The organism is Pseudoalteromonas sp. MQS005, from assembly GCF_001661605.1.
Lineage (GTDB): Bacteria > Pseudomonadota > Gammaproteobacteria > Enterobacterales > Alteromonadaceae > Pseudoalteromonas > Pseudoalteromonas tetraodonis.
This window is the reverse complement of sequence record NZ_LYRQ01000065.1, coordinates 1-22185: the sequence shown is the minus strand read 5'-3', so window position 1 is coordinate 22185 and position 22185 is coordinate 1. Positions and strand designations below refer to the sequence as shown.

Here is a 22185-nt window from a genome sequence, read left to right as displayed (position 1 = left end):
CTTTATTTTTATACAATTTATAATCTCAGCTTTCCTGTCTGAATTTATAAGCAATTGATTTAAATTAATTATATTTTCTTTTAAGCTTGTTTAGTTAAATCACTGAATAAATCTTTTGATATTCTAACCCCAATAACAGCAATAAGTTAAGTTATTAAGTGTACAAAATTAAGGCGTTTTACGATGTTTTTATATCAACAATGCGTAAATGAGACTTAGGTCTAGCTTACGAAGCATAAGGAAATACTTAGAATAGCGCCCAAATAATAATGGGGTTTAAGGGGTTCCAAATGCAATTAGAACGAATTCGTCGTAGTGATTTACACAACAAAGTGATGTCTGCAGAGCAGGCCAGTTTATTTATTAAAGACGGCATGACCGTGGGCATGAGTGGCTTTACGCGTGCTGGTGAAGCGAAAGCTGTACCACGTGCACTTGCCGAGCGTGTAAGTAAAAGTCCAATGAAAATTAACTTAATGACAGGGGCATCATTAGGTAACGACTTAGATAAGCTACTTACTGAATCAGGTGCGTTAGCGCGTCGTATGCCATTTCAGGTAGACAGCACATTACGTAAAGCAATTAACAACGGTGAGGTCATGTTTATTGACCAGCATTTATCAGAAACTGTTGAACAGTTACGTAATCATCAGTTAACTATGCCAGATGTAGCGGTCATTGAAGCCGTAGCTATTACAGAAGAAGGCCACATAGTACCTACAACGTCAGTGGGGAACTCAGCAAGCTTTGCTATTTTTGCTAAAGAAGTAATTGTAGAAATTAACATGTTACATCAGCCAGAGCTTGAAGGGCTGCACGACATATACATTCCATCGTATCGTCCTACGCGTACTCCAGTGCCGCTAGTGAAAGTAGATGACCGTATCGGTAGTACTGCTATTCCAATCGATCCGGCTAAAATTGTGGGTATTGTATTTACCAATCAAAGTGACTCATTTTCAACTGTAACCGACCCAGATGCAGATACCGCCTCTATTGCACGTCACTTAGTTAATTTCTTTAAAGAAGAAGTAGCGCAAGAGCGTATGCCTGCAAACTTAGGCCCATTACAAGCGGGTATTGGTAACATAGCCAATGCAGTCATGATGGGTTTATTAGACTCAGATTTTAAAGACCTCACTATGTACTCAGAGGTACTACAAGATTCTACCTTTGACTTAATTGATGCGGGTAAACTTAATTTTGCCTCTGGGTGTTCAATTATTTTATCAGAACGTTGTAACGCACAAGTATTTAATAACCTTGAAAAGTACCGCGATAAATTAGTACTTCGCCCACAAGAAATGTCGAATCACCCTGAAATTGTGCGTCGTTTAGGTATTATTGCAATTAACACGGCACTTGAGTTTGATATATATGGCAACGTTAACTCAACTCATGTGTGTGGTACTAAAATGATGAACGGCATTGGTGGTTCAGGCGACTTTGCACGTAATGCGCATGTATCGGTGTTTGTAACTAAATCAATTGCTAAAGGCGGCGCTATTTCAAGCGTGGTACCTATGGTAAGCCATGTCGATCATACCGAGCACGATGTTGATATTTTAGTAACCGAGCAAGGCCTTGCTGATTTACGTGGATTAGCGCCACGCGAACGGGCTGTTGAAGTAATTAAACACTGTGTACACCCAGATTATCGCAACGCTATGCTTGATTACTACGAGCGTGCTTGTGTACGTGGCGGCCATACGCCTCATATTTTAGAAGAAGCATTCAGCTGGCATACCCGCCTTGAACAACAAGGCACAATGAAGCAAAGCTAATACTTAAAGCCCCGCATTTGCGGGGTTTTTACCAATACTTTTAATTTTGCTTTACAGAATGTTGTTATGACTTTGCCTATAAGGTGGTTTAAGTTTTTACTGTGTGCTGTAAAATAGCCGCATATTATTGACAGACTCGCTATGGCGAGCAACACATAGAGCAACCACAATGGAAAACAAACTAACGGCAATCGACACCCTCGCTGAACTTGAAAGCTTTTTACTGCAAGTTGAAAACGGCGGCTTAGGTTTAACCGGCGTAGCAGGCGTGGGCATGGCAACTAACAATGCTGACGGCAGCCGTTTTGTCGCGGTGTTTGATGACAAGCAACAACTTTTATTAGCACGCGAAATTACCGAAGAGATTTTCCAAAGCGGCCAAGACATGGTGCGCAACGGTGTAGGGCGTAAGCATTAATTCCTTGCTACTAATCTAAAAAGCGCCAAATGGCGCTTTTTTTGTGGTTTATTTTAAACAGCTGTTAAATTTAAAATAAATTTACACAAATGGCACGCTATGTAATGGTTTTACTATGTAAAAGCGAATAATCACCAAGAGAAATCATGACTATTCAACAGTTAACAGAGGTTAGTAGTATGGACTTTATTGCTATCGCACTTTTCTTTTTAGTTCTTCTAATAGCCTTCTCTATTGTTTGGGGTACGCTAAAAACGGGAATTTCACCGATGATGAGTTCAAGCAAAGCGCGCCAAGTTATGCTTGCTGAAATAAACATGGATGAAAAGGGCGCATTAATTGATTTAGGTTCAGGGTGGGGAACGCTCGTTATAGCGGTTGCCAAAAAACACCCTAATAAACAGGTTATTGGCTATGAGTTATCTTGGTTTCCTTGGTTGGTTTCAATGCTTTTTAAATATAGTTTGGGTTTAGATAACCTTACTCTCTATCGAAAAGACTTTAAAAGTGCCGATCTCAATGCTGCGTCTACTTTGGTATGTTACTTGTTTCCAGGTGGTATGGTAGCGCTTGAAGATAAGTTAAAACATGACTTGTTTAAAAACACCACTATTGTGAGTAACACTTTTGCTTTGCCTTCATATAAACCAACTAACGTGATCAAGCTTAAAGATTTTTACCAAACACCAATTTATGTGTATCACTGGCAACCCAAATAGAGGAATATTATTTAGGGTCAGTGTTTAGTTGATGTCATATTTTTTATCCATAAGTTCATCTTCTCTGCAGACATTGGTTTGGCAATATAATAGCCTTGCCCATGATAGCAACCCATATCGATAAGCACTTTTTCGAGCTCTTGTGACTCTATTCCCTCTGCTACTAGGTTATACCCAAATGCTTTACTTAGCGCCACGATACACGTAACGATGGACTTGTCTTCCTGGTCTGATAGGAGTTTTTTAACAAAGCTTTGGTCTATTTTTAGTGTATCTAAAGGTAATTTTTTTAAATAACTCAACGAAGCGTAACCTGTGCCAAAGTCATCTAACGCAATACTTACCCCTAAATTTCGACAGCCATTGAGAACGTCGACTGCTTGGTCAACATTTCCAATTGTGGTGCTCTCTAAAATTTCCAATTCGAGGGTTTTTGGTTTTATATTATTAGTGCTGATGAGTAACTCTCTGAGGTTTTCAACAAAGCCCTCACTAAGTAAATGAGCTGGAGAGATGTTTACACTCATAGAAAGATGATTTCTTGTCCAAATTTTATGCTGTTTTAGGGCTTCAGCAAGTACCCATTCACCAATTAATATACCAATGTGTGGATGCTCTAATGCCTCTGAAAAATGACCAGGGTAAAGTAAACCCAAAGTAGGGTGGTTCCAGCGTATTAAGGCTTCAACGCCAATCAACTGGTGATCCATCAAATTGACCTTTGGTTGATAATGTAAAATAAATTCTTTGCGGGCAATACCTTTCTCAGCAGCCAATAATAAATCATGTTTTGCATGCCTTAGGCTTTCTTCTTCTGGATCAAAAAACAGAACCCGGTTTGTTCCTGATCTTTTTGCTTGGTACATGGTTTGATCGGCTCGGCGTAAAACGTCATCACAGCTTAAGCCATCATTATTAGGAAGTGCAACGCCAATGCTGGCTGAAATTTGAACAGAACACGAAAACTCTGCTAATTTTATTGGGTCGTTTACCTCAATCAGCACCTCTTGTAACAGAGTCTCATATTCTTGTATCGTGTGCGCAGCCCCTCTTAATAAAAAGATAAACTCATCTCCGCCAATACGCGCGAGTGTATCTTCTTTGCGTAATGTGCTTTTTAGTCTTTGGGCAATGGTTTTTAACACGAAATCACCGGTTTCGTGACCGTATTTGTCATTAATGGGTTTAAAATTATCTAAATCTAAGTAGGCAACGGCGAGCTTTTGCTCAGATGTAATGGCCTGTTGGAGTTGATCAATTAAAATAGGGCGGCTTGCTAAGCCTGTTAGGCTATCGTAGTGTGCCATGTCATGGAGTTTTTTTTCTAAGTTTGCACGTTGAATGGAGCTAGATATAGAGTGTATCAACTGATCGCTTTTTAATTGATTTTTAAGTAAATAATCGCTTGCTCCTAGCCGCATAGCTTCTGCTGCTATTTTTTCATCTCCTAAGCCCGTGATCATAATCACAGCACAGTGGTTATTTTCAGTCTTTCTAATATTATTTAGCAGGGTAAGCCCCGATCCGATACCTAATCGGTAATCAACTATGACACAATCAAACTCACCATGTTCAAGATAAGACATCGAGCTTTCAATAGAGGATGCCTCTGAAATTTTCGCCTGTATATTTGAGCGAGATATCATACGACGTATTTGTTCTCTATCAACCGCATCGTCATCAACAATGAGTAGGTTAATACTGTCGCAGGTTTCAAAATTATCAATTGAAGTTATCATATCCATATCTCTTGCAAAATGGCTTATTCAAGCTCAACGGCATGTATATAAGCATCCATAAGTGTCGCTAATTTGGCAAACTGCGGGCCAATTGCATGTTTAACCATGTAACCTGCTACGTTGTTATGGTACGCGCGAGTACGATCGTTATCCTCATTGGAGGTCGTGAGTATAAATACAACAGTATCGTTTAATTTTTTATCTTTACGAATATGCTCTAAAAATTCAAACCCATTCATCACTGGCATATTCAGGTCTAGCAATACTAAGTAGGGCTCTGATATTTCTTTTTGTTGTGCTTTTTCTCGTAAAGCATCTAACGCCAGCTTTCCATTTTGTTTCCAAATTATTTTAATTTTAGGATCCACTTTTTTTAGGCTTCTTGTAACGGCTTCCGCTGCAACATCGTCGTCTTCAACAAGCAGTATAGATAGATTTTTAATCATAAATTCTCTTTCCTTGCAAAGCGAGGCCACCAAACATGAAATGTAGACCCTTTTTGCGGTTCATTTGAGCTAACTGAAATCCGTCCACCATGAGCTTGTGCGAGGCGCCTACTAATAGACAGCCCAATACCTGAGCCCGACTTATCATCAGAGGTTGTTTGAAATAAGCTAAAAATACGCTCGTAAGCCTCTGCTGGTATACCGGGCCCATCATCAGTAACGGTTATATGGCAAAGCGTATTTTCTGCTACACAACGAATCTCTATAGTTCCCTCTTTACTGTCGTGATGTTTAATGGCGTTACTTAATAAATTGCGGACAACGGTTTCAAGTGGCGTCCATGCAGTGACGATAGTATCTAATTGAATGTCTTTATGAAGCTTCATTCCAGCCGGTAAATCTAATAGTTCGGTAACGTTAGAAATTAATTTATGCATATCGATTACTTGAGTATCTTGGGTAGCTTTCCCCGCCCTTGCATAGGCCAATAAATTATCAATTAACGTCTCCATTTTATGAATACGATCATCAATACGCGTTAAGTTGTACTCTACTTCAGCCGTGGTAGTGCCTAAATCTTCTTTTATCCATTCAATTAAGTTTGAAATGCCACGCAATGGAGAGCGTAAATCATGAGAGGCCACATAGGTAAACTCTTTCAGGCTAGTGTTATTTTCTTTTAGCTCAGTTTCCATTCGTTTTCGTTCTGTTATATCTAACAACGAGACAAACACCATGTCTTCATCATTGGTATTTATAAAAGGGCTCAAGCCCACTTCAACGGGGAATTCTTTACCGTCTTTGTGTAACGCGGTTAAATCTCTGCCTACTCCCATACTTCTTACACTGGGTTCACGGTGAAATGAATGACGAAGTGCTGAGTGATGTCCTTGGTAGCGCTGGGGTAATAACATTTCCATTTTTTTATCGAGTAGTTCTATTTCACTGTAACCAAAAGATTTACATAACGATTGATTAACCGCTTGTATAATGCCTGCTTGGTCAACTATTAACACACCATGTGGCGCAGCCTGAATAGATCGTTGAAACATATTATTTGCGCGCAGCCTTTGCGATATATCAACCAGTGTGGCTAAAACTAATTCTTGTTGTCCTTGTATTGGGTTTAAACCTATTTCAATTGGGATTTGCTTACCATTTTTTTGACTCGCAAATAACTCACGGCCTTCACCCATTAAGCGTTTTCGAGGGTTAGCAAAAAACTGACTCATCAAGTGGGTATGATTGGCTTTAAATTGAGCTGGAAGTAAATTATCTATGTTCATCCCTATGAGTTCTGAATCCTCATAGCCTAGTATTTCAGATAGTTGATTATTGGCAAAAAGGATCTGAGCATCAGTATTGACTACCATTGCCCCCATGGGTAAACAATTAACTAGTTGAGTTAAAAATGCTTCATCCATATTTACAGTTAAACTTGGTAAGTTAGATTTTTTATTTACTTTTTTAAGGTCCATCAAGCATCCCGCAAGTAAATTTAGTTCCCATAATATAGTAATAGTCGAACAAGTAATGAACAGCAAACTTAGAGGAAGAACCTGTTATTTAAATACCCATTTTAATAATTTCTTCTTATATTTTAGCGAGTCATCATGGTTGAAAAAGGTGCATTGATTTATTTAGGTTTGGGGAATGTTGGTTGTAATGCTTATTAAGTATAGCTTGGGTTTAAATAACCTACACTTTATTGTAACAACTTTAAAAGTGCTGATTTTAGTACAGCGTCTTCTCTGGTATGTTACCTGATGGTATGGCAGCGCTTGAAGAAAAGTTAAAACAACACGTGCTTAAAAACAGCACCATTGTGAGTAACACCTTCGCTTTGCCATGATATAAACCAACTAAAGTGATCAAGTTTAAAGATTTTTACCAAACGCCTATTTATGTGTATCACTGGCTACCAAAATAAACTTTGCCTGAAGTCTTAACACATACGGTACCCGCTTTGTCGCCGTGTCGTATGCAAGCAAAGTTTTAGTCTGTGAAATTATCAAAGGATTTTTTAAGTGCTATTTTGTTATAGTTTGGAAGGTAGTTAAAAGCGATTACTGAACAGTTAAGAATTGTGATGTCTGAAGTCAAGATTTGACCCGTTTGCTTTCCTTAATACTTAACTTAACAGCTTTTTATGATTTTAGAATCAACATATTAGGAGTAGTTAAGAGTGAAGGTATGGCTTAACTAATTAAATAGTTGTAAATATTCACATGCTTGTATATTTTTATGGTTCATTTAACGAAAAGGGAACAGCTATGAAATATGGAATTTTAATATTATGTGCTTTACTTCTAACGGCTTGCGCTACTGCTAATTACACAACGGGCAGCGACTTTAAAACGGATAAAGTTGATCAAATAGATAAGGGAGTTACAACTAAAGAGCAGGTAGCAGATTGGTTTGGTGAACCGTACTCAAAAACGGTTATTAATGGCAACCAAATAAAGTGGCTTTATTTTTACTCTCAAGGTACATCAAAAGCTCAATCTTATGTGTTTACTATGAAAGTTCAAACCGAAGGCACTCAAAAAACATTAGATATATTGTTTGATGACGGCATTGTTTCAAATTACACGTTTACCAATGGCGCAGCACCTCAAATGAGTATTAACTAATTTTAAAAGCGGCGTTTTTATATTTTATTAACGCCGCTATCAGCTAACTAAATAATTAAATTTAATCCTCAATTATTACCGCAGTGCCAGAAGCAACAATAAATAACATACCAGACTTCCCACCACCTGATATTTCACTGTAATCTAAATCGATACCAATTACCGCGTTAGCACCTAATGAAAAGGCCTCTTTTCTTAACTCCGCCAAGGCTGTTTTGCGGGCATCTCTTAGCGTGTTTTGTATGCTGTTACTTCTGCCGCCAAAGGTGTCAGTGAGGTTAGTCAAAACATCTTTGAATATATTCATGCCATAAGCACACTCGGCCGTTATAACGTCCAGCCTTTTTATTACTTTTAAATTCGATGCTGTTTCAGTGGTAAGAATAACTTCACTGGGGCTTCGGATTATTCTATAACTTTTATCGATAAGGGCTTTTTCTTGCTTATTGGCATCAAGGTTAATCTGATTGTCCTTAACTTTATTTTGCATGGTAGATAATTTGATTTTTAAATATATATCTTTAGCCGACTCTATTTTATGAGCAGTTGTTTCTGATACATTAGTTAAATGCTTCCCATAAAAAAGAACGTCATATGATGCGATATTTTTAACGGTTCGCAATCCTGCAACACCGTAATCTTTTGACTCATAGCGAAGTGATGTAGTAGTAAGGTAAAGCTCATTATTTTTTAGATCAATAAGCCTTTCACCAGTATTATTATTTACGATTTTACTTTCACTCAAGCCATGCTTTTTATAAATACCAGCTTGGCTATACAGTGTAGTTAAATTACAAAGAAAATTATCTTTATAAAAAATTGATGCGACCCCTTTGTAACCTTCTTTTTTTAATGAAAAGCTGAGGCAGTCAATCTCGTAAGTTGTTTGCGTAAAGTTATTCGTTAGACCCTTCTCATTTAAAGTCCATTCAGTTTTAGTATTTGAAGCTTTTGATTGTGAGCTATCTGATAGAAACATAACCTTCCTTAGTAGTTGTAATTATTTCAGAGTTACAAAAGAATGAGGCAAATTCAAGCTATTTAAACCTACCAGTACAAAGCTGTGCTTACCCTTCTTCGAAATAGGCATTGCTTACCTGTAACTTAACTAAAAAGGGTATAATAAGAAATCAAAGCAGGGGGATTTATGAAACGATTTGATAAACTTAACAATGACAGGCAGATATTTAAAGCGTTAGCGCTAGTGCTGAGTGGTTCACATAAGTATAAAAACCCAAGTTATGAATTGTTAGTTAATTACTTAAATAGCAATGACTTAAAAACAAGCTGGGGTAACAGCTGGACGCGTAAAAGTTTATTTAGGTATCTACAAAGAAACGGCTTTTCGGGTGTGTGGGGCTTACGTAATAGCTTAGAGCAATACACTAAACTAGCTAAGTTTATTTAGGGTATTTTCAGACACCGTAAAAGGGAGATTCGCAACCAGTACGCGCGAACGATTAAAGAGATAAATTTTTAGTTCCCGACTATAAAAAGCAAAAGAGTGGCTACACATTGGCTACACAGAGCGGTTTAGGCTTTAAACAAAGATTTATAAATAGAGGTAAGGTATTGATTTAATTGGTCGGTATGGAGAGATTCGAACTCTCGACCCCTGCCACCCCATGACAGTGCGCTACCAAGCTGCGCCACATACCGACTTCGACTGCAATAGTACGTGTATTTTTAAAAAAATCAATAAGCTTTTGTTTGTTTGGATGTTTATTGCGCAAGCGTTTAATATTAAGCGCTTGCGCCAGAAGTTTTACACGGCTTTACTCTTTATTTAACCATTGGTTGATCGTGTTATACATTTCATCTCGTAGTATTGGTTGCGCAGTTTTGTTAGGGTGTAAGTTATCGTTTTGCATTAGCTCGCTTTTGCCTGCTACTTTAAGTACAAAAAACGGCATTAAATACGAGCCTGTGGCTTTGCTAACACTGGCAAAGCTATCGGTGAACATTTTACTGTAACGTGGGCCATAGTTAGGTGGAATATAAATTTCCATTAGCGCGGTTTGTGCATCTATTGCTTGGCTTTTTTCAATCAGAGCGGTCAAGTTGTCTTGCATTTTAGTAACTGGAAAACCGCGTAGACCGTCATTAGCGCCAAGCTCTATGAGCACATGAGTTGGTTGATATTGCTCAAGCAATGCATCAAGTCTGCGCAGGGCGCCACCAGTGGTTTCACCACTAATACTGGCATTAACTAAGTTGATATTGCGTTGCTCGGCATCGTATTTATCTTGTAACAATTGCACCCAGCCTTGTTCTTGTTTTAAGCCATAGGCTGCGCTTAAACTGTCACCAAGTATTAAAATCGTGTTGTTAGCTGCCGCAGTAAGCGGGTTAATAACTAAAAATAAAATAAATACAAAACGTAGGATTGAATGAGTCATATGTCAGCGCTTTCTCAATTAAATATAATTCAAGTAAATGGTTTGTCTAAAGTTGTATCTACCCTTGAAGGTGAGTTGTCCATCCTCAGCGACATCAGCTTTAATGTCAAGCACGGTGAGTCTGTTGCTGTTGTTGGCACGTCGGGCTCAGGTAAATCCACTTTATTAAGTTTATTAGCAGGGCTTGATACGGCAAGCAGCGGCGAAATAATGTTAGATGGGGAGCCGCTGCACGAATTAGACGAAGAAGCGCGGGCCGCACTGAGAGCTGCAAAAGTTGGCTTTGTGTTTCAGTCTTTTATGTTGGTACAAAGTTTAACTGCACTTGAAAACGTGATGCTACCGGCAGAGCTTGCAGGTAAAGAAGACGCCAAAGAACAAGCGCTCGCTTTGCTTGAAAAAGTAGGCTTAAGCCATCGGGTTGATCATTACCCGTCGCAGTTATCTGGTGGTGAGCAACAACGTGTTGCGATTGCCCGTGCATTTGTTGGTTCGCCAAAAATATTGTTTGCCGATGAGCCATCAGCTAACTTAGATAGCAAAAATGGCCATATGATTGAGTCGTTATTATTTGATTTAAATAAGCAAAACGGTACAACCCTCATTTTAGTCACTCACGATGAAGCCTTAGCACAAAAATGTGAACGCATTATTCAAATAGAGGCGGGGGAGCTGGTACAAAATTCAACAGAGGAAATGGCAAATGTGGGCTAAATTAGCGCTTAAACTATTTTCTCGTGAGTTTCGCCGTGGTGAACTAACCGTAATAAGTGCTGCCATTGCACTGGCGGTATTAACCGTGCTTACTTTATCTATGGTAACTGAGCGAATTGCAGAAAGTATTGCGCAAAAAAGCAGTGCATTTATAGCGGCAGATCGTGTTCTTGCCAGCAACCACGCCATAGATACCGCCTTTATAACCAAAGCAGAACAACAAAACTTACAAACTGCACAAATGGTGTACTTTGACACTATGCTGTTTGCAAACGATCAAATGCAGTTTAGCTCGGTAAAGGCGGCATCAAACAGTTACCCGCTTAAAGGCCAATTAAAAGTTAAGTCGGGTTTAAATGCTCAAACCGAGGTTGCCCCCGGTGCGCCAAGCCCTGGTAATGTATGGTTAAGTGAATCAGTTTTTTATAGCTTAAACATAAACGTAGGCGACCAAGTTGAATTAGGCGCAGCGTTATTTAATGTTGAAAAGGTAATTGTAGAAGAACCCGATGCGCCATTTAATGTGTTCTCTAGTAGCCGTAGGGTGCTCATAAACATAGATGATGTGGCAAAAACCGAAGTAATACAGCCAGGCAGTCGCGTATTTTACCGCCAGTTATACGCAGGTGATGAAAGCGACATCAACAGTTTTTACGATTGGTTAAAGCCGCAACTCAAAGAAAATCAAAATTGGTATGGTGTTAAAGACCGCCAGTCGCCTATTTCAAACAGTTTAAACAGAGCCGAAAGCTTTTTATTGTTAGCAGGTTTGCTGGGCATTATATTAGCCGCGGTTGCTATTGCAGTATCGGCTAAGCGCTATTGTGAGCGCCAATATGACCCAGTCGCAATGATGAAAACCTTAGGTGGCAGCCGCGACATGATCCGCAAAATTTACCTTATGCACTTATTAATGGTGTGTACCATGGCAGTAGTCGTTGGCCTTGCTATTGGTTACGGCTTACAAGAAGTTGCAACTGGTTACCTTGCAAAAAGCATGGGAACCGAATTGCCTATGGCAGGGTTTAAACCGTGGTTAGTGGCTATTAGCACCGGGGTTATTTGTGCGGTTATGTTTTCTATTAAGCCATTGTTAGATTTATTTGATATTCCACCACTTAGAGTGCTTCGCCGTAATTTAGGCGACCGCCTTGCGGTAAGTAAAATCCATTTAGGGCTTAGCGCCTTAACGGTATTTTTATTAATGTGGTTATTTAGTAACAATATTAAAATTACCCTTATTTTATTTGCCTCAACGCTTGCGCTTATTCTAGTGTTGTTTTTAATTTCTAAATTAATATTTGGCGGGGGCCGAAAGCTTGGTTTAAAGCCAGGTAACAGCTGGTCGTTGGCTATTGCGTCTATTCAAAAGCGCGCCAACGTTAATGCGGTGCAGCTAATTAGTTTTTCGCTAGCGATTAAATTACTGTTGTTTTTAATTGTGCTAAAAAACGACATTATTTCGGATTGGCAGTCTCAATTGCCAAGTGATGCACCTAATGCCTTTTTGGTTAATATTACGCAAAATGAGCTGGATCCGGTAAATGAATACTTAGCGCAAAAAGGCATTCAAGTGTCGGAGTTTTACCCAACGATTCGTGGCCGCGTGAATGCAGTAAATGGCGAAGCAGTAGCACGTGAAGTGTCATTGCAAGACAACGAGAAAAAAGACGAAGAAGCCCGCTCAGGCATTGGCCGCGAGCTTAACTTAACTTGGCTTAACGAAGTCCCCTCACAAAATGACATTATAGATGGCCAGTGGTTTGGCTATGACGCAGTAGCTGAGGCCTCACTTGAAGAGTCGATGATGAAGCGCCTTGATGTGAAAATGGGCGATACCCTCACGTTTTTAATTGGTGCGCAGTCGTTCGACGCTAAAATTACCAGTGTACGTAAAGTTAATTGGGCCACGCTTAAACCTAATTTTTTCATTATTTTAAGCCCTGATGTACTAAGCGACTTTCCGGCTACCTATATTTCATCAGTACGCATTGAGCCTGAGCAAAAGCGCGACTTTAGCCAGTTATTACGTACATACCCCACTATTACAGCAATTGATGTAGACAACTTTGTTAAACAAATTCAATCGACTATTGAGCAAGTGTCGTTAGCTATTGGCTTTGTACTGGCTATTGTGGTGTTGTGTGGCGCGTTGGTACTTATATCGCAGGTGCAAGCAAGCTTAGGTGAGCGCATGCAAGAAATTGTAATATTGCGTACGTTAGGCGCTAAAAGCCGATTAATCAAAAATGCCACCTTGTATGAGTTTTTATTACTGGGCGGTTTAGCCGGACTGGTGGCTGCATTTTTCAGCGATATTGCGTTATTGATTGTTCAGCAGCAAATGTTTGATTTAGCGGGTAAGCTGCATCCTAATATTTGGATTATAGGCCCCGTTGCTGGCGGCGTGTTTGTAGCTGGGTTAGGCTATTTTATGATTGCCCGTACGCTTAAACAAAATACCCAAGGCTTAGTGCGCGCTTTAGCGTAAACTTTCCAGCCAAATAGCGTTTAAATGCCTACTTTTTAAGTAGGCATTTTTGTTTTTGCTTTGTACTGGTAATTTATACAGTGCTCTGGCATTATTAGCACTATTAATAAATAACAATAATGAGAGTGCTGTTTGGCCATAATTTTAGGGATCGATCCGGGCTCGCGTTTAACGGGTTACGGTGTGGTTGCGCATCAAGGTGCCAAGTTTACATACTTAGGCAGTGGCTGTATTAAATTAGCCGATCATGACTTTCCCACCCGACTTAAAATGATTTATCAGGGCATTACGCAACTTATAGAGCAATTTTCGCCTGAAACATTTGCTATAGAAAAAGTATTTATGGCGCATAACCCTGATTCTGCTTTAAAGCTAGGTCAAGCCCGTGGTGCTGCGATTGTCGGTGCCTCTATGGCCGACTTACCGGTTTTTGAATACTCAGCACGGCAAATAAAGCAAGCCGTTGTGGGTAACGGTGGGGCAGATAAATCGCAAGTTCAACATATGGTTAAAAACATACTTAAACTGCCAGGTACGCCGCAAGCCGATGCGGCGGATGCGCTTGCAATTGCAATTTGCCATGCCCACTCTGAACAAAATTTAATAAAACTAGCGGGTAGCGCAAGCAAAACCGTTAGAGGACGTCTAAGGAAATAACAATGATAGGTCGCTTAAACGGCGTGTTAGTTGAAAAACAGCCCCCAGAAATACTATTAGAAGTGAGCGGCGTTGGCTACGAAGTACAAATGCCAATGACCTGTTTTTACGATTTGCCTAAAGTAGGCGACAACGCCATTGTGTACACTCATTTTGTAGTACGCGAAGACGCACAGCTATTGTTTGGCTTTAACAATAAAACCGAACGTGCGTTATTTAGAGAGCTGTTAAAAGCCAATGGAGTAGGGCCTAAATTAGGCTTAGCCATTTTGTCGGGCATGTCGGCGCAGCAGTTCGTAAGTTGTGTAAATAATGAAGACGCTACCGCTTTGGTGAAACTGCCAGGGGTAGGCAAAAAAACCGCAGAGCGCTTAGTGCTCGAAATGAAAGACAGATTAAAAAATTGGGGGAATGACTTATTTACCCCATTTAGCGATAGCGCCGTAATAGAGCCAGCGAGCGATGCAACTATAGCCAATAATGCGGCCGATGATGCGGTTTCGGCGTTAGTGGCGCTCGGTTATAAATTGCCACAAGCGCAAAAAGCAGTAAAATCAGTAAGCAAACCCGATATGTCGACTGAGGTTCTAATTAAAGAATCTTTGAAATCAATGCTGTGAGTAAATTATGATCGAAGCTGATCGCTTAATAGATGCTGCTGAAAAAACCAACGAAGACACCATAGACCGTGCTATTAGGCCTAAGTTATTGGCCGACTATCGTGGTCAGCCGCATGTTAAGCAACAAATGGAAATATTTATTGAAGCTGCGCGCAGTCGTAGCGAAGCGTTGGATCACTTATTGATATTTGGCCCACCAGGCTTAGGTAAAACCACGCTTGCTAATATTGTGGCGAACGAATTAAACGTAAATATTAAAACCACGTCTGGGCCTGTGCTTGAAAAAGCGGGCGATTTAGCCGCATTGCTCACTAACCTTGAAGAAGGTGATGTACTGTTTATTGATGAAATTCACCGTTTGAGCCCGCAAGTTGAAGAAATACTCTACCCCGCAATGGAAGATTACCAGCTCGATATTATGATAGGTGAAGGCCCTGCAGCGCGTTCTATTAAGCTTGATTTACCCGCGTTTACACTCATTGGTGCAACTACCCGTGCGGGATCATTAACTTCTCCACTGCGTGACCGTTTTGGTATTGTTCAACGCTTAGAGTTTTACTCTGTGGAAGACTTATCACATATTGTGGGGCGCTCAGCGCATTATCTTAGTTTAGAAATGTGTGACGATGGCGCGGCCGAAATAGCCAAACGTTCGCGCGGTACGCCACGTATTGCAAATCGTTTATTGCGCCGTGTGCGCGATTACACCCAAGTAAAGTCAGACGGTACAGTAAATGCCGAGGTGGCTCAACAAGCCCTCGACATGATTGACGTTGATAAAAGCGGTTTTGATTACATGGATCGTAAATATTTACTCGCCATCATCGAAAAGTTTATGGGAGGCCCTGTTGGCCTTGACAACTTAGCCGCGGCAATAGGCGAAGAGAAAGAAACCATAGAAGATGTGATTGAACCATTTTTAATTCAACAAGGATTTATTCAGCGTACGCCGCGAGGGCGAATTGTCTCTGATAATGCGTACCACCATTTTGGCTTGTTACCTAAAAAAGATTAAATAACCAGAATAACTAGACTCTTTCTAAAGCCACTGTCATTTTAACGACAGTGGCTTTTTAGTATGAGCAAAGGCTAAACTTAGACGTATTTTACTTTGCCAATAATTCACTGAGCGTTAAGACATATCAGGCTATTGTGCGCTTGCTGTAACGTTACTGAGGCCGAGTGTAGCTGATTTGACAAATTGCGGGCAAAAAAAAGCCCGCAAATAATGCGGGCAAACAACAAGTTTAAGGAAGTAATCTAGGGAACTACGTTTTACTTATTGAGGTCATACCCCAAGAAGTAAAAAAGTAATACGAAATAAATCATATTACGAAGAACTGGATTCAATGAAATAGCTTTCATTTAATGCGCTAGCTCGGTATGGAAGAATAATACCGAAGCGGCAGAATTTGTTCAAACTAGAAAATTTATATTTTCAGATTAAAAAAACTAATAGCAGGGGTTTTCTGTTTTTACTTAATGTTGCATGTTAATTAACCATTAATTCTATAAGTTAATGAAATGCTTTGTTTATGTATATTAACATATAAACGTTCGGTATTAGTTTTACTATTACGTTAAGGTAAGCGTGTAGTGTTTATGAGTGCTTATGCATTAATTTTGAATAAACAGCGTATTTTTGTGACTCTTTAGTGAAGTTAAGCGGGCTTACAGATAGCTTTATTGTTATTTATTTATACAGTAAAACAAGAGTTAAGTAGTAAAACTATTTTTTTTAACGTTTTTTGTTGGCTATTCACAGCAATATCGTTGTCAGCAGGAAATACACTAGATACACTAGCTGAACTTTAATGGTGGCTAATGTGTTACAAAGTTACCTTACTCAAATAAATCAATTTGATGTTTTTAATTATTTAGGAGTTTAACGTGGGATCAGGGCTTAATTTTTTAGATCTAATTCTAGAAGCCAGTTTGCTTGTGCAATTAGTAATGCTAGCGTTGGTTGCTATGTCGGTTATGTCGTGGGCTATTATTTTTCAACGTAAAAAAGCCATCTCTGACGCCTTAGCAAATGCCAAAAAATTTGAGCAACGTTTTTGGTCTGGTGTTGACTTAAGTAAGCTATATAACGAAATTTCATCACGCGGTGGTCAATCAACGGGTATTGAAGCGTTATTCACCTCAGGTTTTAAAGAGTTTGCACGCCACAAAAAAAATACCTTTCAAAGTGCAGGCATTGTAATGGAAGGCACACACCGTTCGATGCGGGTTGCGCTTTCTCGTGAAATAGAAAAACTAGAATCAAGCTTATCGTTTTTAGCAACCGTTGGGTCAATTAGCCCCTACATAGGTTTGTTTGGTACAGTATGGGGTATTATGAATGCCTTTATTGCCTTAGGTGAAGTAAAACAAGCAACCTTACAAATGGTTGCACCAGGTATAGCAGAAGCTTTGATTGCAACAGCAATGGGTTTATTTGCGGCTATTCCTGCCGTTATTGCCTATAACCGATTTGCTAATAAAGTTGAAAAGTTAGAATCTCATTACATTAACTTTATGGAAGAATTTGCCAATATTTTACACCGTCAAGCAGCTACCCAAATAGAGGCTCAAGCGAATGTACCAGCGTAAAAAGCGTCGCCCAGTCGCAGAAATTAATGTAGTACCATACATTGATGTAATGTTGGTGTTGCTTATTATATTTATGGCCACTGCGCCATTAATAACCCATGGCGTAAAAGTAGACCTACCAAAAATGGAAGAGTCAGACTTGGTTGATACCAAAGATACGCCGCCCATTATTGCCTCTATTGATTCGCAAGGTAAGTACTATGTAAGCATAGGCACTGATCCGGAAGAGCCAATGGAAGCATTAGATGTAGCCGCTGTAATTAAACTACAACTAATGAAAAACCCTGATACCCCAGTAATGATTAAAGGCTCAGGTAAAGTGTCGTATCAAGAAGTGTTACTGCTTATGGATTTTTTGAAGAATGCAGGTGTACCATCGGTAGGCTTAATGACCGAATCCTTTGAGGGGACCAAGTAGTCATATGAATACGTCGTTAATCAAATCAGTAATACTGCATTTAGCATTAGGGGGATTTTTGTATGCATCAGCAAACATTCATCCACCTAAACCTAAAGTAATGGAAGTGACGCTTAATGCCGCCATTCCTGAGCCAGAAAATGCGGTGTCTGCTGTGACCGTGGATCAACAGCAGGTTGAGAAAAAAATTGCTGAGTTACGCAAAAAAGAAGAAGATAAAAAGCGCGCTGAAGATAAACGCATTCGTGATTTAGAGCGCCGCGCAGCAGACGCACGTAAGCAAAGTGAATCTGAAGCAAGACGCATTAAAAAGCTAGAGCAGCAGCGCAAAGCTAAAGAGAAAGAAAGAGCCGAAGCAGAAGCTCAAGCTAAAAAAGCCCGCGAAATAGAACAGCGTGAGCGAGCAAAAGCCAAACAAGCGCAAAAGCAAAAGCAAGAGGCTGAAGATGCTGCTAAAGCGGCTGCCGACAAACGCAAAGCCGAAGAAGCCGCGCTTAAAAAAGCGGAAGAAGAGCGTAAAAAACGTGCTGAAGAAGCCGAGCGTAAACGTCAGCAAGCATTGCAAGAACAAATACTGCAAGAGCAACTTGCCAAAGAGCAGGCTGCACGCAATAAAATACGTCAACAGCAAGTAGTGAGTGAAGTTGATAAATACCGTGCATTAATTATGGCACGTATTCAGCAAAACTTATTAATTGATGAAAAAATGAAAAACCAGCAATGCCGCATTAATCTCCGTCTTGGGTTTAATGGCTTGGTTACGCAGGTTAAGTCGTTAGGCGGTGATAAGTTAGTGTGTGAAGCTGCTTTAAGAGCGGTTCGCATGGCTGACACATTACCGGTATCGAAAGATAAAGACGTATTCGAACAATTAAAGAATATTAATATAACCATCGCGCCAGAGTTTTAAGGGATGACATGTTTAACAAAATTAAAATAGCCTGTTTAGTTTTAATATTAGGGTTTCAGGGCGTTGCACACGCGGCACTTGAAATTGTTATTACTGAAGGTATAGACGGTGCAAGACCGATTGCGATTGTGCCTTTTAAATACCAAGGTATTGGCCCTATTCCAGAGCAGCTTAGCGATGTTATTGCTGCTGATTTAATGCGCAGTGGTAAATTTAAGCCAGTTAGCGTTTCACAAATGCCTCAACAACCACATAAAGACGGCGATATTGATTACGGCGCTTGGGTTAATAAAGGCGTTGAAGCGGTTTTAGTGGGTGAAGTAGAACAGCAAACCAACGGACGTTACTTAGTACGTTATGAGCTTGTTGATGTTATTCGCGGTCAAATTACTGGCGGTGAAACACAAATGATGAGCAACGGTAAGCTTGTTCAAAGCCAAGACCATATTTTAGAAGCACGTCAAAGCGTAATTGGTGAAACTGGATTTCGTCGATACTCGCACCGCATTAGTGATGTTATTTATGAAAAGCTAACTGGCGAAAAAGGCGCGTTTTTAACAAAAATAGCCTATGTTATTGTACGTGATACCGAAGAAAAGCCTTATCAGTTAGTGGTTGCTGATTACGATGGTTTTAATGAACAAGTATTATTGCGTTCAAAAGAGCCATTAATGTCACCGGTTTGGTCACCTGACGGTACTAAGTTAGCGTATGTAACCTTTGAAAATCGCCAGAGCCAAATTTATATTCAAGACATTTATACGGGTAAACGCGAATTGATCACCAGCTACAAGGGAATTAACGGCGCGCCGCAATTCTCGCCAGATGGTAAAAAGTTACTGCTAGTGCTGTCAAAAGATAAAACTGGTGCAACTGAGGTTTACTTATTAGACTTACTAACACGTAAAGAGACGCGATTAACACGCCATCGTAGTATAGATACCGAACCTTCGTGGTACCCAAATGGTGAAGATATAGTATTTACGTCGGAAAGGGGTGGTAATGCTCAGATTTATAAGTTAAATTTAAAAACTGGCAGAACGCAAAGATTAACCTTTGACGGTGACATGAACCTAGCGGGTTCTATTTCGCCAGACGGAAAAGAATTAGTGATGGTAAACCGTACTAACGGACAGTATCATCTTGCTAAGAAAGAGTTGGCTACAGGTGCGTTTCAAGTTTTAACACGAACTCGCCTTGACGAATCACCGAGCATAGCGCCGAATGGCTCGATGATTATATACAGCACGCTCCACAATAATAAACAGGTACTTGCGCTAGTATCGATGGACGGCCGTTTTAAAGCACGTTTACCTGTGCTTGATGGACAAGTAAAGGCACCGGCTTGGTCGCCATATTTACAGTAATAATTGCTGGTTTACTCAAAATAGGAATCTACTCAATGCAACTTAACAAAATACTTAAAGGCCTGCTAATTGCTGTGCCAGTAATGACACTAGCAGCTTGTAGCTCATCTTCAGATATCGACGAAAATGCAGCTAACCAGTCAAACCAAGCAACTGTTGAGCAAACAACAACGGATACAGTTGAAGTAGCCACAATGACGCCAGAGCAACAAGCAGAAGAGCAACTTCGTCAAAAGTACGAAGCGCTTCGTCAAGAGCAAATTATCTACTTTGACTTTGATAAAGCGACAGTAGAAAGCAAATATGCAGACTTACTTCGTGCACACGCTGAGTTTTTAGTTAAAAATCCTTCTGTTAAAGTATTAATTGAAGGCCACGCAGATGAGCGCGGTACGCCAGAGTACAACATTGCACTTGGTGAGCACCGTGGACAAGCAGTTGAAAAATACCTACAAAGCTTAGGTGTTTCTGCAAGCCAAATGTCAGTAGTTAGCTACGGCGAAGAAAAGCCAATGGTTAAGACTCGCACAGAAGCAGCTTTCGCTAAAAACCGCCGTGCGGTACTAGTTTACTAAGATAAGAGATATTATGAAGCCGAAAATTATTTTGGCAGCCATGATATTGAGCGGGAGCACCCAGTTAATGGCTGCTCCCGCTCCTGTTTCAGAAGCTGCAAGTTCACAGTCAAGCATTGAAAAGCGTTTAGCAACACTTGAAAATATGATGCAACAGCGTAATTTTTTACAAGTAGAGTTACAGCAACAGCTCAATTTACTGCAAGATGAAGTGAGTCAAATACGCGGAGTAACTGAAGAGCAAAGCTATAAGCTTGAAAAAGTACTCCAGCGTCAACGCGAGCTATATCAAGAAATTGAGAACCGTGTTAGCCAAGCGTATGCAAAGCCGACCGCTCCAGCGCCTACAACAGACTACACACAGCCTAGTAATGAGCAGAGCTACAGCAGCGATTTATCTGAAAACGAAGCGTACGAACGTGCTGTTGCGCTTATAATGAAAGATAAACGCTACGACCAAGCTATTCCAGAATTTCAAGCGTTCTTAACAACGTATCCAAATTCAGTGTACACCTCAAACGCACATTATTGGCTGGGACAACTATTAACGATTAAAAATGACGGTGTAAAAGCAGCCGAGCACTTTAAAGTAGTTGTTAACGAATTTCCAAATTCAAATAAACGCCCAGATGCGATGTTAAAGCTTGGTACACTTTTACAAGAGCAAGGTTTGAAGGCAGAAGCACAAAAAATACTGAATGAGCTTATCAATCAGTACCCAAGTACAACTGCTGCTAAATTAGCCACAGATCGCTTATCAAAATAAATGTTGATGCTTGATTAGACTGCTTTTTGTCATAAGCGGTCTAAAATTGCTCAACTAGACATAAAAACTTAAAAAAAGAGACAATTTCGGTTGCACTCATTTTATAAATAAGTATTATAAGCGCCCGCAGCAAACGAATGGTAACCCCACTCGAAATGCGACAAAAAGAGCGGGTCATTAGCTCAGTTGGTAGAGCAGTGGACTTTTAATCCATTGGTCGATGGTTCAAGTCCATCATGACCCACCATTCTTTATTGTTAATAAAGTTTGGTCTTAATCGGCGGATTTACGCAATGTGTTAACAAACACAATGAGCGGGTCATTAGCTCAGTTGGTAGAGCAGTGGACTTTTAATCCATTGGTCGATGGTTCAAGTCCATCATGACCCACCATTCTCTATTGAATGGTTATAATCGGCGGATTTACGCGTACTTACTTTTATAAGTAAATCAGAGCGGGTCATTAGCTCAGTTGGTAGAGCAGTGGACTTTTAATCCATTGGTCGATGGTTCAAGTCCATCATGACCCACCATTCTTTTTATATTAGAATGGTCTAATCGGCGGATTTACGCGTACTTACTTTTTATAAGTAAACCAGAGCGGGTCATTAGCTCAGTTGGTAGAGCAGTGGACTTTTAATCCATTGGTCGATGGTTCAAGTCCATCATGACCCACCATTCTTTACTGAATGGTTATAATCGGCGGATTTACGCAGCCTTACTTTTTATAAGTAAATCAGAGCAGGTCATTAGCTCAGTTGGGTGAATAAGAACCGAAACGAAGTTTCGCAGTCTTATGAACGCGAGTCAGGACGACGAGCTGGTCCCAAGCTTCAGGATGAATTAATGGCAGTTAGACACAGAGCGGGTCATTAGCTCAGTTGGTAGAGCAGTGGACTTTTAATCCATTGGTCGATGGTTCAAGTCCATCATGA

The 22185-nt window shown here is 40.1% G+C and carries 21 protein-coding genes and 5 tRNA genes; 20 read left to right on the top strand and 6 right to left on the bottom strand.

The window, feature by feature from the left end; translation table 11 throughout:
• The first annotated feature begins 290 nt into the window (after positions 1-290).
• From A9479_RS17440 to A9479_RS17430, 3 genes are all read left to right on the top strand, one after another.
• On the top strand, positions 291-1784 hold the full coding sequence (locus A9479_RS17440) for an acetyl-CoA hydrolase/transferase family protein (protein ID WP_064664123.1): 1494 nt from the start codon (positions 291-293) through the stop codon (positions 1782-1784).
• Between the two features lie 169 nt (positions 1785-1953).
• On the top strand, positions 1954-2202 hold the full coding sequence (locus tag A9479_RS17435; RefSeq protein WP_008114111.1) for a hypothetical protein: 249 nt from the start codon (positions 1954-1956) through the stop codon (positions 2200-2202).
• Between the two features lie 146 nt (positions 2203-2348).
• Positions 2349-2921: a methyltransferase gene (locus tag A9479_RS17430; protein ID WP_231893593.1), complete on the top strand. Its 573-nt coding sequence runs from the start codon at positions 2349-2351 to the stop codon at positions 2919-2921.
• Positions 2922-2938: 17 nt separating this feature from the next.
• Here A9479_RS17430 and A9479_RS17425 read toward each other — a convergent pair whose 3' ends face one another.
• Genes A9479_RS17425 through A9479_RS17415 form a run of 3 tightly spaced genes read right to left on the bottom strand, consistent with a single transcriptional unit; the run spans position 2939 to position 6584 of the window.
• Complete coding sequence (locus A9479_RS17425; RefSeq protein ID WP_231893591.1) at positions 2939-4660, bottom strand: GGDEF domain-containing response regulator; 1722 nt, start codon at positions 4658-4660, stop codon at positions 2939-2941.
• Positions 4661-4683: 23 nt separating this feature from the next.
• A complete protein-coding gene (locus tag A9479_RS17420; protein WP_058154424.1) occupies positions 4684-5106 on the bottom strand; it encodes a response regulator in 423 nt (140 codons plus the stop codon).
• On the bottom strand, positions 5103-6584 hold the full coding sequence (locus tag A9479_RS17415) for a PAS domain-containing sensor histidine kinase (protein ID WP_064664120.1): 1482 nt from the start codon (positions 6582-6584) through the stop codon (positions 5103-5105). Before A9479_RS17415 ends, A9479_RS17420 begins: the two co-directional genes overlap by 4 nt.
• A gap of 795 nt (positions 6585-7379) precedes the next feature.
• Between A9479_RS17415 and bamE the strand changes: the two genes are divergently transcribed.
• Positions 7380-7739 (top strand): outer membrane protein assembly factor BamE, encoded by a 360-nt coding sequence (gene bamE, locus A9479_RS17410; protein WP_064664119.1) that lies wholly within the window; start codon positions 7380-7382, stop codon positions 7737-7739.
• Between the two features lie 61 nt (positions 7740-7800).
• On the opposite strand, the gene A9479_RS20010 is transcribed toward bamE, so the two are convergent.
• Complete coding sequence (locus A9479_RS20010; RefSeq protein WP_197487273.1) at positions 7801-8718, bottom strand: YbjQ family protein; 918 nt, start codon at positions 8716-8718, stop codon at positions 7801-7803.
• 168 nt (positions 8719-8886) lie between these two features.
• Here A9479_RS20010 and A9479_RS17400 point away from each other — a divergent pair, with 168 nt between their 5' ends.
• The gene (locus A9479_RS17400) at positions 8887-9147 is read left to right on the top strand and encodes a hypothetical protein (RefSeq protein WP_064664118.1); all 261 of its coding nucleotides are present in this window, start codon (positions 8887-8889) and stop codon (positions 9145-9147) included.
• A 174-nt stretch (positions 9148-9321) separates the two neighbouring features.
• On the opposite strand, the gene A9479_RS17395 is transcribed toward A9479_RS17400, so the two are convergent.
• Positions 9322-9398 (bottom strand) — tRNA-Pro (locus tag A9479_RS17395).
• 116 nt (positions 9399-9514) lie between these two features.
• On the bottom strand, positions 9515-10138 hold the full coding sequence (locus tag A9479_RS17390; protein ID WP_033102626.1) for an arylesterase: 624 nt from the start codon (positions 10136-10138) through the stop codon (positions 9515-9517).
• On the opposite strand from A9479_RS17390, the gene A9479_RS17385 reads away from it, so the two are divergent.
• The 15 genes from A9479_RS17385 (at position 10139) to A9479_RS17315 (ending at position 21928) form a co-directional block, all read left to right on the top strand.
• On the top strand, positions 10139-10852 hold the full coding sequence (locus tag A9479_RS17385) for an ABC transporter ATP-binding protein (RefSeq protein ID WP_064664124.1): 714 nt from the start codon (positions 10139-10141) through the stop codon (positions 10850-10852).
• Entirely contained in the window at positions 10842-13343 is a 2502-nt protein-coding gene (locus A9479_RS17380; RefSeq protein ID WP_064664117.1) for an ABC transporter permease, read from the top strand. The genes A9479_RS17385 and A9479_RS17380 overlap by 11 nt, the downstream gene beginning before the upstream one ends.
• Before the next feature lie 132 nt (positions 13344-13475).
• On the top strand, positions 13476-14000 hold the full coding sequence (gene ruvC / locus A9479_RS17375) for a crossover junction endodeoxyribonuclease RuvC (RefSeq protein WP_008114131.1): 525 nt from the start codon (positions 13476-13478) through the stop codon (positions 13998-14000).
• Between the two features lie 2 nt (positions 14001-14002).
• Positions 14003-14620, top strand: coding sequence for a Holliday junction branch migration protein RuvA (ruvA, locus tag A9479_RS17370; protein WP_008114133.1), 618 nt, complete (start codon positions 14003-14005; stop codon positions 14618-14620).
• 7 nt (positions 14621-14627) lie between these two features.
• Positions 14628-15635: a Holliday junction branch migration DNA helicase RuvB gene (gene ruvB / locus A9479_RS17365; RefSeq protein ID WP_013464636.1), complete on the top strand. Its 1008-nt coding sequence runs from the start codon at positions 14628-14630 to the stop codon at positions 15633-15635.
• Positions 15636-16510: 875 nt separating this feature from the next.
• Positions 16511-17215, top strand: a complete 705-nt coding sequence (gene tolQ / locus A9479_RS17360) for a protein TolQ (protein ID WP_016899821.1) — start codon at positions 16511-16513, stop codon at positions 17213-17215.
• Entirely contained in the window at positions 17202-17633 is a 432-nt protein-coding gene (tolR, locus tag A9479_RS17355; RefSeq protein ID WP_016899822.1) for a protein TolR, read from the top strand. Before tolQ ends, tolR begins: the two co-directional genes overlap by 14 nt.
• Before the next feature lie 4 nt (positions 17634-17637).
• Positions 17638-18543 (top strand): cell envelope integrity protein TolA, encoded by a 906-nt coding sequence (gene tolA / locus A9479_RS17350; RefSeq protein WP_064664116.1) that lies wholly within the window; start codon positions 17638-17640, stop codon positions 18541-18543.
• A gap of 8 nt (positions 18544-18551) precedes the next feature.
• On the top strand, positions 18552-19910 hold the full coding sequence (gene tolB / locus A9479_RS17345) for a Tol-Pal system beta propeller repeat protein TolB (RefSeq protein WP_013464640.1): 1359 nt from the start codon (positions 18552-18554) through the stop codon (positions 19908-19910).
• Positions 19911-19945: 35 nt separating this feature from the next.
• Positions 19946-20485 carry a peptidoglycan-associated lipoprotein Pal gene (gene pal / locus A9479_RS17340; protein ID WP_013464641.1) on the top strand — a complete coding sequence of 180 codons (540 nt, stop codon included), beginning with the start codon at positions 19946-19948 and terminating at the stop codon, positions 20483-20485.
• 13 nt (positions 20486-20498) lie between these two features.
• Complete coding sequence (ybgF, locus tag A9479_RS17335; protein WP_064664115.1) at positions 20499-21251, top strand: tol-pal system protein YbgF; 753 nt, start codon at positions 20499-20501, stop codon at positions 21249-21251.
• 171 nt (positions 21252-21422) lie between these two features.
• Positions 21423-21498: transfer RNA gene (locus tag A9479_RS17330), tRNA-Lys, on the top strand.
• Between the two features lie 69 nt (positions 21499-21567).
• Positions 21568-21643 (top strand) — tRNA-Lys (locus A9479_RS17325).
• 64 nt (positions 21644-21707) lie between these two features.
• Positions 21708-21783 (top strand) — tRNA-Lys (locus A9479_RS17320).
• 69 nt (positions 21784-21852) lie between these two features.
• A tRNA-Lys gene (locus tag A9479_RS17315) sits at positions 21853-21928 on the top strand.
• Positions 21929-22185 lie beyond the last annotated feature (257 nt).